Source organism: Bacteroidota bacterium, assembly GCA_016715945.1.
Classification (GTDB): Bacteria; Bacteroidota; Bacteroidia; order Bacteroidales; family F082; genus JALNZU01.
Genome location: JADJXJ010000003.1, coordinates 363,849 through 378,297, shown reverse-complemented (window position 1 = coordinate 378,297; position 14,449 = coordinate 363,849). Strand labels below are relative to the sequence as shown.

Sequence of the window (14,449 nt, the reverse complement as noted above, 5' to 3'; positions counted from 1 at the left end):
CGGCAGCGGAAACATCAACATCGAAATATCTGGTACAGATTTAACCTGCAGCGCTCAGTAATAATTATTTCGTATGAACTTCTGCTACCGGAATCCGTCTCCTGACAAAATCAGCCATAGCCAGCTGCGAATAGTGCGGCGGCGGTGCAACCGCTGCCCGACAGATGGGGAAATTACTGATTCTTTAGCTTCCTGATGACCAGGTCGTCCATATAAACAGTGTCGGTCTCGTTGTTCCAGAGGTAAACACGGAATACTTTATTGTCGGTTTCCGGGATGGTTATTTCGAGGCGCATCCTCCCCCAGCCCTGCTGGTCAACGCTATCGGTCAGTGCCTGCAAGCGGTAAAGCGCATCTACATTCTTGCCGGCAATTACCACCACACCACTGCCAAAGGCAGGTTTCTTCCAGACGGTGATTTCGAAACGATCATCCGGATTTGCAAAAAAATCAATACCCGAAGCAAACGGATTGTCAGGATGCAAACGGGCCGAAAATCTTCCACTGCGTGCCTTGGCGCTGTCGCGGCTTTCAAAGGCCAGAAACTCGTAAAAGCGATCCGGTGAAACGTAGTGGGTTCCGGCTTCGTTGAGTTGCTCAAAATCGTTGTGAGCGCTGTCGTAAATCCAATTTCTGAGTTTCACCTTTGTGGCATACTCCCCCTTGATCAGCCGGGAATAATCAAGCGGCTCCATGAGGTCGTAATAAGTTGGATCCACCTTCAGTTTTCCGAAACTCGCCCAATAGGCCCTGCCCGACATTTCAGCAAAATGGAGGATTCCATATTTGTACTGCAAGGTCTGAAAAAGGTTGAGTCCGACCAACAGCAACATCACCATCAGTACCCCTCTGAAATACAGCATATTTCTGCGCAGCCACCACAACAGGGCAGCCAGGGGCAGGCTGAGCAGCGTATAAAACTCAATCATAGGTCGGGCGCCAAAGCTGCCCCCATATGAAAAATCCCACCAGCTGAAAATGATATAAATGTGCAAAGGCAGCATGATGACAATCGGCCAGAAGAATTCGCCGGCTTTTTTACGCAACAGTGGGATGCCGGCCAGTGCAAAAAGCATCAGGGGGGTGTAGATCAGCCAGCCTTTGCGGTAGCTGAACAGGCCGAGCCAAATGCGCGGCCGGTCGAAGAAAAAGCCTTCCTCCCCGTAAGAGTAAAAGAGCCAGCTGCCGGTGTTGGCTTTCCAGAAAAACAGCTGTGGAAGTAATACAATGAAAGCCGCGAGAAGGATGATGAGGATATGCTGCCAGTAGGACAGAAACAGCCGGATACGCGCCATCAGGCCGGCCTCCTGCACATTCCAGAGAATGAAAAACAGGGCAATGATGCCGTTGGTGGGCCGGATGAGTACTATCAGCCCGGAAACAATGCCCAGCCAGAGCGCGGCAACAGGTTCGGGCCGGCGGTGCCATCGAATGCCAAGCAGAATGAACAAACTGAACAAACTGAAATTGTAGGCATGCGACATGGCCGCCTCCAGCGTGGAATAATGAAACAGATTGGTACCCAGCACAATAAGAAGCAAAACCAGGGCTGTAATTTTCTCGTCGAAAAAATCGAGCAGCACTTTTCGCAGGGCAAACAATCCGGCCAGCAGATAAAACAATGCACTAAACTGCAGCCAAAACATGTAGGGTGGCGAGAATCCGTCCATGGGCCAGCCGCCCAGCCATGCGGTCAGGTGACCAATCAGAAAAAAAGGAAGATAAAGCAAAGCCAACCCCATGGTCATCTTGATGTAACGTCCTCCGGTGGGCGACTCGTGCACGTGAATCTTGCCGATCCAGCTTTCAGGGTCGTGACCCACAAACGAAAAGCTCAGATCGTGATGAACGAAAGCGGCCGGCAGGTAGCAATAGTAGCCAATCACATCGTGCGCCACCACGTCTTCGTGTTTCTTCCAGCGGCCGTTGTTCAGGTTGGTCAGGGTGATGGCAAATGCAATAAAGCCAATGGCCACCAAGGAAAATGGTGGGATTTTGCCGGCAATCCGGGATGATATTGTGCGGTAAAGATTTTTAAGCATAGTCAGTTCAGGCCTCCTAAGCCGAAGCGCATTTCAGCTGTTTGCCGGGCACAAAATTCCCGAATTTTTGGCTTATGACCAACCCAGCTTTTCTTGAAACATTTCGTCCACCATCTTGCTCAGCAGGTCGCAGCCATGATCGTACATGCGGTTGGTGTTGTCGGCCTTTTTATACACAAAGTGAAGGTCTTTGTATTCGCCCCGCCTGGGCACAAGCGCCATAGCCTCGGTGAAGGCTTGTTCGGAAGTACGTATGTCATTGAGGCCAAAGCGTTTGTGCAGTTGTACCAATTGCTCAAAGGCGTTGTGTAGCAGCGGGCCTTGCAGTTGTTTGCGTATGGGCTGCATACGTTTCTGCGAATTGGTAAACGTGCCTCCCATTTCCCATGGCAAGGATGCGGGCAGCACCAGATGGGCAAGCCTGGCCGTTTCGCTCATGTAGAGGTCCTGCACTGCGATGAAATCGATGCGTCCGAGGGCATCGTGCACCCGGCCTTTGTCGTATGCACAACCTGCAGGGTCTTCGCCAAAGATGAAGGCATTGCGGATGCGCCCGCTTTCGAAGTGCTTATACACACTGTTGATGGCAAAGGGCAGGTCGTCCACTTTCCAAAGCCGCCGCATGCGGTATTGCAGGTCTTCGTCAAGTATGGGCTGTGCATCCACTCCAATTTTGTGGCAAACGCCCATGCTGAAAATGCCGTGGCTGTTGGCCTTTTCTTTCAGGGCAATGAGGCCGCTGGCGGTTTTGCCCAGCTTTCCGCAAAGCATGGCCATGTTGTGCATGGCCATGCTGGCATTGGCCGACAATTCCTTTTCCTCGAAGATGAGCAGGCTGCTCATCTCGTCGTGATACTCCCTGGCGAATTTAATCACGGTTTCTTCGGTCGTTCCGGCAAAGTGTACCAGTCGGGCAAAATCGTCGGTCAGCATGCTGTCGCGATATTCTTCCCAGCCTTCGGTTCTGGTTTCGATGAACTGCCTGTCGATGAGGTTTTCGCGAATCAGATAGTGGTTCACAGCCTTGATGAACCAGAAGTAGCTTTCCACGGCCACCACCTTATCGGCTTTGGAGGCAAACCAGCAGTCGGGTTTTGTGGTAAGGAGCACAACCTCGAGTCCTTCGGTGTATTTTGTATTGAATATCAGATGGTTAATCACCGGATGATCGAGATTCAGGTTGGCTCCGGCCACAAATATTTTCGAGGCGCCGCGTATGTCGCAATACACGGCATTTTCGTTGGAATTGTGGAAGTAGCCTTCGCCCCTGCCCATGTAGTGGAAGCTGGATACATTATTGGTTTTAGCGCCGCCACGTGCGAGCTTCTGAATCATGTAGAGCTCTTCGTTGGTGAGGCGTGCACCACCGAAAAAGGCATTATCGTCGGGCCTGACTGCCCTGATTTTTTCCGCAATCAGGTCATAGGCTTCCTCAAAACTGATGGCTTTCCAGCTGTCGCCCTGTCGGAGGAGGGGAGCGGTGAGCCTGTCGGGAAGGCTAAAGAACTTATAGCCAAACATTTGCCTTCGGTTGATCAGATTCATCCTGTTGAGTGCACCCTGCCTGGGCGAAGCGCCGTAGAAACGTCCTCTGTAGTGATGAAGGTTGACTTCGTAGCCTTCGGAGCCGAACATGTCGATGGCTTCGATGGTTTCGAGGGGCAAGGGGCCGGGTTTGTAGTCGTAATTTTCCATGATGGCTCCGGTCGGACAGGCCGTAATGCACAGGCCGCAACTGTCGCAGTCAGTTTCCTGAAGCGGCTTTTCCAATGCCGGGGCCACATAGCTTTTAAATCCCCTGTTGACCAGACCCAATGCCCCGGCGCCGTTCACCTCGCGGCAGATGCGGATGCAACGCGAACAGAGGATGCATTTGTTGTTGTCGATTTCGATGAAAGGATGGCGAAAGTCCACCTCAAACTCATGAAAGTCGCCTGCAAAGCGCTTCTGGTCAGCCTGATAGGTGGTAGAATGTTTTTTCAGGTCGCAGCTGTAAAGGGCTGTGCATCCGCATTCGAGGCAGCGGCTGGCCTCCATCTGGGCAACAAACTCATTGGCATAGCCAAGCTCTACTTCGGCAAACCCATCGCGCTGATGGGCTTCGAGCACAGGCATTTCCTGCCGTTTCTGATGCGGAAAGCGGTGTTTGTAATCATCAGGCTTTTGGGTTCTGAAGTTATCCTTTTTGCTCAGGAACTCCCTGGGAGCAGGCTCCACTGGCAGTCCCATGAGGTATTGATGGCACGAGCGGGCGGCGATTCTGGCCTGGGCTATGGCCTCGATGATGGTGGCCGGTCCGCTTACGCCGTCGCCTGCAGCAAAAACCGAGGGGATGCCGGTCCGGAGGGTACGCTTGTCGGCATCAATATCGCCCCAACGGTTGATTTTGAGCTGACCCTCAGCTGCATGGGCATTGATGTCGTCGATAAAGTTGACATCGGTTTTTTGTCCGATGGCAGCCAGCACGATGTCGGCTTTTATTTCGAATTCCGAGCCGGGCACAGGCACCGGGCGGCGGCGTCCGCTGGCATCGGGTTCGCCCAGCTCCATGCGGATGAGGCGCACTGCAGCCACCTCACCCTGTTCGTTTTTGAGGATCTCCACCGGATTGGTCAGAAAGAGATACTCCACGCCTTCAATTTTCGACTCATGTATCTCGATGGGGTTGGCGGGCATCTCTTTTTCTGTACGTCTGTACACCACGTACACCTTATCGGCCTTGCAACGCACCGAGGTACGGCAGCAGTCCATGGCAGTGTTTCCTCCACCCACCACCACCACTGTTTTGCCCCGGAAATCATATTTCTGGCCGGTCATCTCCATATTGCGGAGGAACTCGATGCCCGGAAACACATTGCCGGCATCGTCGCCCGGACAGCCCACGCTGAGTCCTTTTTGCGAACCTATGGTGAGTATGGTGGCATCGAAATCATCCCGCAACTTCTTGTAGCTCAGATCGCTTCCCAGCCTTGTGTTGCAATGGATGCGCACCCCGAGGTCGGTAATATTTTTTACTTCCTTGTCGAGGATGTCGTTGGGCAGCCTGTATTCCGGAATACCGTAGCGCAGCCAGCCACCAGGGGCAGGTGCAGCCTCAAAAATATCCACCTCGTGACCTTCGAGCCTGAGGTAATATGCGGCCGACAAACCTCCGGGACCGGCGCCTATGACAGCTACTTTTTTGCCGGTTGGCGGTTGGAGTGCAGGCACAAACTTTTCAGGCGATTCGAGGTCGCGGTCGGCGGCAAAACGTTTGAGGTAGTCAATACCCACGGCAGCACCTTCGTCCATCAGGTTGCGTCGGCAGGCTGCTTCGCACGGACGCACACACACGCGTCCGCAAATGGCGGGCAGGGGATTGGTTTCTTTTATCAACGCAATGGCATCGCTGTAGCGCCCCTTGTCGATGAGCGAGATATAACCCTGCACATCCACCCCGGCCGGACAGGTTTGCCTGCACGGCCCAAGGCAATCGGCGTAGTGGTTGCTGAGCAGCAATTCAAGGGCCGTCCTGCGGGCCTCTTTTACAGCTTGTGTTTCGGTATTCACTTCCATGCCCGGAGTGATGTAGGTGGAGCAGGAAGGCTGGTGCCCGCGCATGCCAACCACCTCAACCACACACACATAGCATGAGGAGTAAGGCTCCAGACGCGGATCGTGGCACAGGGTGGGAATTTCGATGCCATGACGGGTGGCACATTCGTAAATGGTCTCGCCTTCGAAACCACTGACGGTTTGTCCGTTGAGCTTGATGTTGATATATTGACTCATAGGTAGATTGCTTTGGGTTGGTTATTCGACCACAACAGCTTCGAAACGGCACACCTGGTAGCACTCGCCGCATTGAATGCAGGCTTCCTGGTTGATATGATGCACGGTTTTGCGACCTCCGCTGATGGCCTCGGCCGGACATTTGGCGGCACATACCGTGCAGCCGGTACATCTGGCGGGGTCGATGCGATAGTGCAGCAAAGGTTTGCACACCCTGGCTGGACAACGGTGGTCGTGTATGTGGGCTTCATACTCTTCGCGGAAATACCTCAGTGTGGTCAGCACGGGGTTGGGTGCAGTTTGTCCCAGCCCGCAAAGTGAGTTGTTTTTGATCTGCACCGCAAGGGTTTCGAGGGTTTCAATGTCCCCGGCCTGGCCTTTGCCTTCGGTGATGCGCTCCAGAATCTCGAGCATGCGTTTGGTGCCCACCCTGCAAAAGGTACACTTGCCGCACGATTCCTCCTGGGTAAAATGCAGGAAAAACTTGGCCAGGTCAACCATACAGGTGGTTTCGTCCATCACCACCATGCCACCCGATCCCATAATGGCGCCGGTGGCATTCACCGAGTCGTAGTCCACAGGAGTGTGGCCAAGGCTGGCAGGAATGCAGCCGCCCGAAGGGCCGCCAAGTTGCACGGCCTTGAACGCCTTGCCGCTTTTGATACCACCGCCCAACTTGAAAATGATGTCGTTGATGGTGACGCCCATAGGCACTTCCACCAGACCTCCATTACGTATCTTGCCGGTAAGCGCAAACACTTTGGTGCCTTTGCTCTTTTCGGTGCCATAAGCGGCGTAGGCCGCCGGGCCGTGGTTGATGATCCAGGGCACATTGGCCCAGGTTTCCACGTTGTTGATGTTGGTAGGTTTTCCCCATAGGCCCGAAACAGCCGGAAATGGAGGTCGCTTGCGTGGCATGCCTCGCCTGCCCTCAATCGAGGCAATCAGGGCAGTTTCCTCGCCGCACACAAATGCTCCTGCGCCTTCCTTGACTACAATGTCGAAGCTGAAGCCGTTGCTGCCTTCGAGCGGACGGCCCAGATAACCTTTGTCGCGTGCCTGTACAATGGCAATATTGAGGCGTTTGATGGCCAGCGGATATTCGGCCCGGCAATAGATGTACCCTTTGGAAGCGCCAATGGCATACCCGCCAATCATCATCCCCTCGAGCACCGCATGGGGGTCGCCCTCAAGCAGGCTGCGATCCATGAATGCACCGGGGTCGCCTTCGTCGGCATTGCAGATGATGTATTTTTCATCCGATTCGCTCTGGGCCGCAAACTTCCATTTCAATCCGGTGGGGAATCCTCCTCCTCCCCTGCCCCGCAGTCCCGACTCGGTGACCATGCGGATCACCTCGGCCGGACTAATGCCCTCGCGCACAATCTTTTTTATAGCCGCGTATGCGCCGGCCTGTTCCGAAGCTTCGAGCGATTCTGGGTCAATCATGCCACAATTGCGAAGGGCGATTTTTACCTGTCCGGCGAAAAAATAGTCTTCGCTGCCGTCGAATTTTTCGGCACTCACCGCATTCTCTCTATCTATCTCATTCTCCAGGAAGTGTTTGCGAATCGTTGCCTCTACTTTCTCTGCCGTCATATCGCCATAAATCACGCGGCCGTGGCTATCGCATATTTCTACCAGAGGCTCCTTGTAGCACATGCCCACACAACTGGTGCGCTCGAGGCTGAAATCGAATTCGGGCGACGAAAGCAATTGCTGCAATTTGTCGTAGGTTTTGGCGGCTCCGGCAGCAATGCCGCAGCTTCCCAGGCCCACTATCACCCTTGGTTTCTGAACTGAGGTTTCCATAACTATTGTTGTTTGCGGCAGGTGTCGTTTTTCATGTCCTTGATGATGCGCGTGGCCGTTTTTCCGGTCAGTTTGCCGTGGGTTTCATCCCCAACCATCATCACAGGGGCAAGCGAACAGCATCCCAGGCAGGCCACCGATTCGAGGGTGAACATGCCGTCGGGCGTGGTTTCATTCTCTTCTATCTGCAAAGCCTCCTTGAGCGCATCGGTAATGGCATTGGCATTTTGCACATGGCAGGCAGTGCCATGACATACTTTCACAATGTGCTTTCCGACAGGCTTGAGCCTGAACTGTGCATAAAAAGTAGCCACACCGTAAATATCGGATACCGGAACCCCTGTGGCCTCCGAGATCATCGCAAAAGCTTGCCCGGGGATATAACCATACATCTGTTGGGTGGCCTGCAACAGGGGGATAAGCTTGCTGCTGTCGGTGGGCTGATCCGCCAGCAGTTGCCTGAGCTGCTCCAGGTCGGGCGAATCACCCGGCTGAGGCCGGGTTCTGGTCAATTGCCTCTGAATGCGCATAAATTGTGGCTTTTAGACGTTGAGTAGCCTAAATTATTGGTTAATACCCTACACTGACCCAGGCAACAGCCTGTGCAACAAAATTTATACGCAATCTAAATAAGGAATGAACCCAAAACACTGAAAACCAGCTGTTTGCTCAGTATTTTGTTGCGGAAATAATGAATCTGAATGCAAACAACTTCCTGTTTGCGACAGGCTAAGCAAAACCCGTACTCACCGGACTTTCTTAAGCACTAACTCTTTTCGGCTTTTTCGTAAGCTTCAATAAATTCGGGACTGTAGGTGGCCATAAACTCCTCGGCCTTTTCGACCATCGACTTGGAGCCGATAAAAAGGGGCGTACGCTGGTGGATGTGTTCGGGTTTGATGTCGAGGATGCGGCGGTAGCCATCGGAGGCTTTGGCGCCGGCCTGCTCCGCAATGAAAGCCATTGGAATACATTCATAAAGCAGGCGCAGTTTGCCGGCCGGGTTTTTCTTTGTGCCGGGGTAGATGTAAATACCGCCCCGGAGCAGGTTGCGATGAAAGTCGGAAATGAGCGATCCGATGTAGCGTGTGGTATAGGGCCTACCGGTGGCAGGATCGTCTTCTTGACAGTATTTGATATAACGTTTTACACCTTCGGGAAAGTAAATATAGTTGGCTTCGTTGATGCTGTAAATATTACCAGGGTCTTTGATTTTCATGTTTTCGTGCGATAGAATGAAGATGCCACAGGTGGGGTCGTAGGTAAAACCATTGACGCCGTTGCCTGTGGTGTAAACCATCATGGTCGAAGAGCCATAAATGACATAGCCGCCACACACCAGCTCGGTGCCAGCCTGAAGCACATCTTCCATGGTGATGGTGCTGCCTACCGATTTGCGGCGGTAAATGGCAAAGATCGTTCCGATGGGCACATTCACTTCAATATTCGAAGAGCCGTCGAGGGGATCAATTGCCACAATATATTTTGCATTGCGGGTAGTCGTCTCGTCGAATACCACCACTTCCTCGTTTTCTTCGGAGATGATGCCGGCACACTGCTTGCCATTGCGCAATGCTTTGATAAACTCGTTGTTGGCCAGCACGTCGAGCTTTTTCTGGCTTTCGCCCTGCACATTGGTAGTACCTTCCAGACCAAGCACACCGGCCAGGCCGGCCCTGTTGACGTCGCGGTTCACAATTTTGGCAGCAATGCCGATATCGTTGAGCAATCGTGAAAATTCGCCCGTGGCCTGCCCGAAATTGCTTTGCTGTTCCCAGATAAATTCTACAAGTGTTTTCATGATGTATGTGTTTTGGTTGTTGTGTGCGTGACCGGAAAAAGGCTCAAAACAAATGTAGTACTTTTGGCAGCCAAAAAACAAAGTAGGACAAGGTGATCAAAGTTTTCAAATTCGGAGGTGCATCCGTTAAAGACGCCTGCGCGGTGCGCAATATGACCGATATCCTGAGCGCCAACACAAACCACAGGCTTATCGTGGTTGTTTCGGCCATGGGCAAAACCACCAATGCACTGGAAAAGATATTGCGTCTGGCAAGGGAGGGATCACCCGATACGTCTCAGGTGTTCGAACAACTGACAAATTACCATAAGGTTATTGCCGGCGAGCTTTTCAGAGGAGCTACCAATACCGCATCCGCAGCGCTGTCCAGGCTCTGGAATGAGCTTTGGGACAAACTGCAACTCATTCATCTTCCATACGATACGCATTACGACCTCACGGTGAGCTATGGCGAATTGATATCCACCACCATCATCAGCCACTACCTGCACCATATTGGCATTGCGCACAAGCATGCCGATGCCCGCAAACTGATTATCACCAACGGGCGCTTCAGGGCTGCCGAACCCGATTGGGACGCCACCTCCGCCAAGGTCAGGGAAGCTTTTGAAAGTGCAGGAGATCAATTGTTGCTGGTGCAGGGATTCATTGGGGCCACCCCCGACCGTCAACCAACCACCCTGGGGCGCGAGGGCTCCGACTTCACAGCTGCCATCCTGGGCTGGTGTGTGGATGCCGACGAGGTCGTCATCTGGAAAGATGTTCCCGGCCTGCTCAATGCCGATCCGAAACGATTTCCCGAAGCCCGAAAACTCGAAAAAATTTCCTACTCCGAGGCCATCGAACTGGCCTATTACGGCGCCACGGTGATTCACCCCAAAACCATCAAACCACTCGAAAACAAACAGATACCTTTAAAGGTACAATCCTTTGTCAATCCACTCGACCCGCCCAGCCTCATCTCGGCCGACCGCACTTCCGATGGGGCCATGCCCTGTTTCATTGTCAAGGAAAACCAGATACTGATGAGCATCCGGCCACGCGATTTTTCGCTCATGAACGAATGGCACCTGCATCAGCTTTTTGGTACTTTTCACCAATTGGGTATCAATATCAATGTGATGCAAACTTCGGCCCGCAGCCTGACGGTTTGCTTGGATACGGACCTCCTGAAAACCGGAGATTTGTTCAGATTGCTCGGTCCCACCTATGAGATACGTTACAATGAGGGACTGACGCTTTTCACCATCAGGCATTACAACGAGCAGCTTGCCGTTGAGTTTTCGCACAAAGGTCAGGTGCTGCTCGAGCAGCGCAGCCGGGCCACCTTACAGCTGGTGATGCGGGTTAATAGTTGATTTCCACCACATTAAACCCTTTTGTGCGGTATTCGTGCATCATCCGGGTTCTTGACTTGTCGGCTTCGCTTTTTGTCAGAAAACCATTCTGGATGATATTGCCCTGATCGATGCGCCCCCATGTGGGATAGGTGCGGATAATCGTTTCGTTGAATTTCTCTTCAAGAATGTATGATCCCGGCCATTTTTTCACCGGTCCCATAAAGAGGTAATAGTCTTTTTTGCCCGTCTGGTGCACATCGGCATATGCCGAGCTGTACACGTAGAAGTATTCGGCCCGTGGCCTGGATGGCGGTGGTCCGGGATCGACAAATGCCGGTGTAGTGATGGTTTCGCGACGCACCACCCTGGCTGTCTGTTGTATTTCGATGGCATTGTTGCGGTAAACCCTGGCGATGGGCTGTCCGTTTTCGCTCAGGCCTGCAATCAGGATATCGAGGTCGCCGTCGAGGTCGTAGTCGCCCCATTGGCCCGAACTGTTGTAGAGCGGGATGATGCCTGAGTTGATTTCGGTGAACCTGTTGTTTCGGTCGTTGCGATAAACTTTTGAAACAGGCCCGTTGCTGCTTCGTCCGCTGATCAGCAGGTCGAGGTCGCCATCGAGGTCAAAGTCGCCCCAGTCGGCAAATCCATCCCACACTCCCACAATGCCGGCAGATACCACAGCAAAGCCTCCCTGTCGGTTGGTATTGTTGTACAGGATGGTACGTCCGTTTCCGGAAGCATCACGTCCCATGAGCAGGATATCCGGATCGCCATCATTATCGTAATCACCCACGGCAATATGGCTCTGTGAAAGTCCGACAAAACTGGTGGCAACCTGCGTGAAACTGAATTTGCCATTGTTACGAAACAACATGCTTACAGGTGCGCCATTGGCAGCTGTGCCACTGATCATGATATCCGGCAGGCCATCAATGTTAAAGTCAATCCATTTGGCATCGCCCCCCATCAGCCCGGGTATGCGGTGATCAATGCCTGTGAACCTTCCGCCACGGTCGTTGCGATAGATGAGGGTCAAGGGTCCGTTGGGTCCCATACCACTCAGCAGCAGGTCGGGGTCGCCATCGCCATCGGCATCAGCAAAAGCTACCGAACTGTGCTTCAGCGGCACAAAGTTGTTGCTGAGCAATTCAAATTTACCGTTGGGCAGGCCGCGGTAAATGGCAGTAAAACTTCGACTATCGGCCAGTTCGCCTGTGATGGCCAGGTCTTCAATCCCATCAAGGTCCACATCAGCACGGGCAATGCCCCCCTTGTTGAAATCGGGCAAGCCCGAGGCCGCCGCTTCGAAGCGGTCGTTGCGCTCATTGCGGTAATAAAGCGTGCGGGTCTGTTGCCTGTTTTGCCCGGCCTGGCCCGAAACAACAATATCCAGGTCACCATCGCGGTCGGCATCAATCCACATGGAAGAGCTGTGTGCAATTCCGACCAGACCGGCACGCACATCGGTAAACTGCTGTGCACCGGCTAACAATGGCAACAAGCTGAATAACAATAGAGTACTCCTAATCATGCTCCGAAGTTCGTTCAAATTGCCGCCCTATCGTATGTAGAAATATTCTAAATTTCAACACAGGCCTGTTGAAAACGCCGAATGGGCTGTAATAATACACCTCAAATAAAGAATAAAACCCTACTTTTGTGAAAAATTTCACAAATACACATATAATATGAAACCCACTCACATTGAACACATTGGAATAGCAGTGAAGAGCCTGAGCGAGGCCATTCCGTTTTATGAGACCCTGTTGGGCACGCCATGCTACGCAATAGAAGAAGTGAAGGATCAGAAAGTGAAAACGGCCTTTTTCATGGTTGGGCAGACGAAAATAGAGCTGCTTGAGAGCACCGACCCTGAGGGGCCTGTGGGAAAGTTTATTGAAAAGAAAGGCGAAGGCATACATCACATTGCATTTGCTGTGCAAGGCATCGAGCAGGCGCTCGACGAGGCACGCAATGCAGGCATCAGGCTGATTGACGAGCAGCCCCGCAAAGGTGCCGAAGGCCTGCACATTGCCTTTTTGCATCCCAAATCGACCTTCGGGGTGCTAACGGAATTGTGTGAAGATAAAAACAAATAATCCCCCATATCATGTCAATTGAATCGAAGATTCAGGAGCTGCTCGATAAGCGCGTTGAGGCACGCAAAGGCGGCGGCGAGAAACGCATTGCTGCACAGCATGCCAAGGGAAAACTCACTGCCAGGGAGCGCATTGAGCTGCTGCTCGATGAGGGCAGTTTTGAAGAGTTTGATATGTTTGTGACGCATCGCACCGAGGACTTTGGGTTGGGCGATCAGAAATATCTTGGCGACGGGGTGGTCACCGGGCACGGCACCATAGACGGGCGTGTGGTATATGTGTTTTCGCAGGATTTCACCGTGTTTGGGGGTTCGCTTAGCGAGACCTTTGCGGCTAAAATCTGCAAGGTGATGGATCAGGCCATGAAAGTGGGTGCGCCCATCATCGGCATCAACGACAGCGGCGGAGCTCGCATTCAGGAAGGGGTGCGCAGTTTGGCCGGATATGCCGAAATTTTTCAGCGCAACATCATGGCTTCAGGCGTTGTGCCTCAGATCTCGGCCATTTTTGGCCCCTGTGCCGGAGGCGCAGTGTATTCGCCCGCTTTGACCGATTTTGTGATGATGAGCGAAAGCTCGAGCTATATGTTTGTCACCGGTCCTAAAGTGACAAAAACCGTTACCGGCGAAGACATCTCGGTCGAAGACCTTGGCGGGGCATGGGTGCATGGCACCAAGTCGGGCGTGACGCACTTTGTGGTCGAGAACGAGCAGGAAGGCCTGATGCTCATTCGCAAGCTGTTGCAATATATCCCACAGAATAATCTGGAAGACCCGCCACTGTCGGAGTGCACCGACCCCATCAATCGCCTCGAAGATTCGCTCAACCAGATCATCCCCGACAATCCCAACAAACCCTATGATGTGAAAGATGTAATCCACGCTATTGTGGATTATGGGGAATTCCTTGAAATACAGCGCAACTTTGCCCGCAATATCGTCATAGGATTCGCCAAATTCAACGGGATGCCCGTGGGCATTGTGGCTAATCAGCCCAATTACCTGGCCGGCGTACTCGACATTGATGCTTCGCGCAAGGCGGCCCGTTTTGTCAGGTTCTGCGATGCCTTCAACATCCCCATTGTGACGCTGGTTGACGTACCCGGATTTTTGCCCGGCAGCGCACAGGAATACGGCGGCATCATCATACATGGCGCAAAACTGCTCTTTGCCTACGGTGAGGCCACAGTGCCAAAAGTCACCGTGACCCTGCGCAAATCGTATGGCGGTGCCCACGACGTGATGGGCTCAAAACAACTGCGGGGCGACATCAACTACGCCTGGCCTTCGGCCGAAATTGCCGTGATGGGGCCGGCAGGCGCCATCGAGGTACTCGAGGGACGTACCATACTCGAAATCAAAGACCCCGAAGAACGCGCTGCTTTTATCCGTAAAAAAGAGGAAGAATACCGCGAGAAATTTGCCAATCCGTACGAAGCTGCCCGATATGGCTATATCGACGATGTGATTGAACCCCGCAATACACGCTTCCGCGTGATCCGTGCCCTGCAGGCCCTGGCAACCAAAAAGGATACCAATCCGCCAAAAAAACACTCCAACATCCCACTCTAACCTGTCCAGG

General features: G+C 52.9%; 9 protein-coding genes. 3 read left to right on the top strand and 6 right to left on the bottom strand.

The genetic code is table 11. The annotated features are described in order from the left end of the window. Positions 1–173: 173 nt before the first annotated feature. From IPM52_11875 to fbp, 5 genes are all read right to left on the bottom strand, one after another. A complete protein-coding gene (locus IPM52_11875) occupies positions 174–1,976 on the bottom strand; it encodes a hypothetical protein (protein ID MBK9292308.1) in 1,803 nt (600 codons plus the stop codon). Between the two features lie 138 nt (positions 1,977–2,114). Then, positions 2,115–5,813, bottom strand: a complete 3,699-nt coding sequence (locus tag IPM52_11870; GenBank protein MBK9292307.1) for a molybdopterin-dependent oxidoreductase — start codon at positions 5,811–5,813, stop codon at positions 2,115–2,117. 21 nt (positions 5,814–5,834) lie between these two features. Continuing rightward, a complete protein-coding gene (locus tag IPM52_11865; protein MBK9292306.1) occupies positions 5,835–7,625 on the bottom strand; it encodes an NADH-quinone oxidoreductase subunit NuoF in 1,791 nt (596 codons plus the stop codon). Positions 7,626–7,627: 2 nt separating this feature from the next. Then, positions 7,628–8,155 (bottom strand): NADH-quinone oxidoreductase subunit NuoE, encoded by a 528-nt coding sequence (gene nuoE, locus IPM52_11860; protein ID MBK9292305.1) that lies wholly within the window; start codon positions 8,153–8,155, stop codon positions 7,628–7,630. Positions 8,156–8,391: 236 nt separating this feature from the next. Further along, on the bottom strand, positions 8,392–9,426 hold the full coding sequence (gene fbp / locus IPM52_11855; protein MBK9292304.1) for a class 1 fructose-bisphosphatase: 1,035 nt from the start codon (positions 9,424–9,426) through the stop codon (positions 8,392–8,394). A gap of 92 nt (positions 9,427–9,518) precedes the next feature. Between fbp and IPM52_11850 the strand changes: the two genes are divergently transcribed. Further along, positions 9,519–10,784 (top strand): aspartate kinase, encoded by a 1,266-nt coding sequence (locus IPM52_11850; GenBank protein MBK9292303.1) that lies wholly within the window; start codon positions 9,519–9,521, stop codon positions 10,782–10,784. Here IPM52_11850 and IPM52_11845 read toward each other — a convergent pair. Further along, the gene (locus IPM52_11845) at positions 10,774–12,300 is read right to left on the bottom strand and encodes a VCBS repeat-containing protein (GenBank protein ID MBK9292302.1); all 1,527 of its coding nucleotides are present in this window, start codon (positions 12,298–12,300) and stop codon (positions 10,774–10,776) included. The two genes, IPM52_11850 and IPM52_11845, sit on opposite strands and share 11 nt — an antisense overlap. Positions 12,301–12,457: 157 nt before the next feature. On the opposite strand from IPM52_11845, the gene mce reads away from it, so the two are divergent. Together mce and IPM52_11835 are read left to right on the top strand one after the other, a co-directional pair. Continuing rightward, positions 12,458–12,868: a methylmalonyl-CoA epimerase gene (gene mce, locus IPM52_11840; GenBank protein ID MBK9292301.1), complete on the top strand. Its 411-nt coding sequence runs from the start codon at positions 12,458–12,460 to the stop codon at positions 12,866–12,868. 11 nt (positions 12,869–12,879) lie between these two features. After that, complete coding sequence (locus IPM52_11835; protein MBK9292300.1) at positions 12,880–14,439, top strand: acyl-CoA carboxylase subunit beta; 1,560 nt, start codon at positions 12,880–12,882, stop codon at positions 14,437–14,439. Positions 14,440–14,449: the final 10 nt, after the last annotated feature.

What these genes read in the sequence shown, in the direction of transcription:
- IPM52_11865 (MBK9292306.1), bottom strand. Translation starts at nt 7,625, where the DNA reads ATGGAAACCTCAGTTCAGAAACCAAGGGTGATAGTGGGCCTGGGAAGC.
- IPM52_11845 (MBK9292302.1), bottom strand. Translation starts at nt 12,300, where the DNA reads ATGATTAGGAGTACTCTATTGTTATTCAGCTTGTTGCCATTGTTAGCC.
- IPM52_11835 (MBK9292300.1), top strand. Translation starts at nt 12,880, where the DNA reads ATGTCAATTGAATCGAAGATTCAGGAGCTGCTCGATAAGCGCGTTGAG.
- fbp (MBK9292304.1), bottom strand. Translation starts at nt 9,426, where the DNA reads ATGAAAACACTTGTAGAATTTATCTGGGAACAGCAAAGCAATTTCGGG.
- nuoE (MBK9292305.1), bottom strand. Translation starts at nt 8,155, where the DNA reads ATGCGCATTCAGAGGCAATTGACCAGAACCCGGCCTCAGCCGGGTGAT.
- mce (MBK9292301.1), top strand. Translation starts at nt 12,458, where the DNA reads ATGAAACCCACTCACATTGAACACATTGGAATAGCAGTGAAGAGCCTG.
- IPM52_11870 (MBK9292307.1), bottom strand. Translation starts at nt 5,813, where the DNA reads ATGAGTCAATATATCAACATCAAGCTCAACGGACAAACCGTCAGTGGT.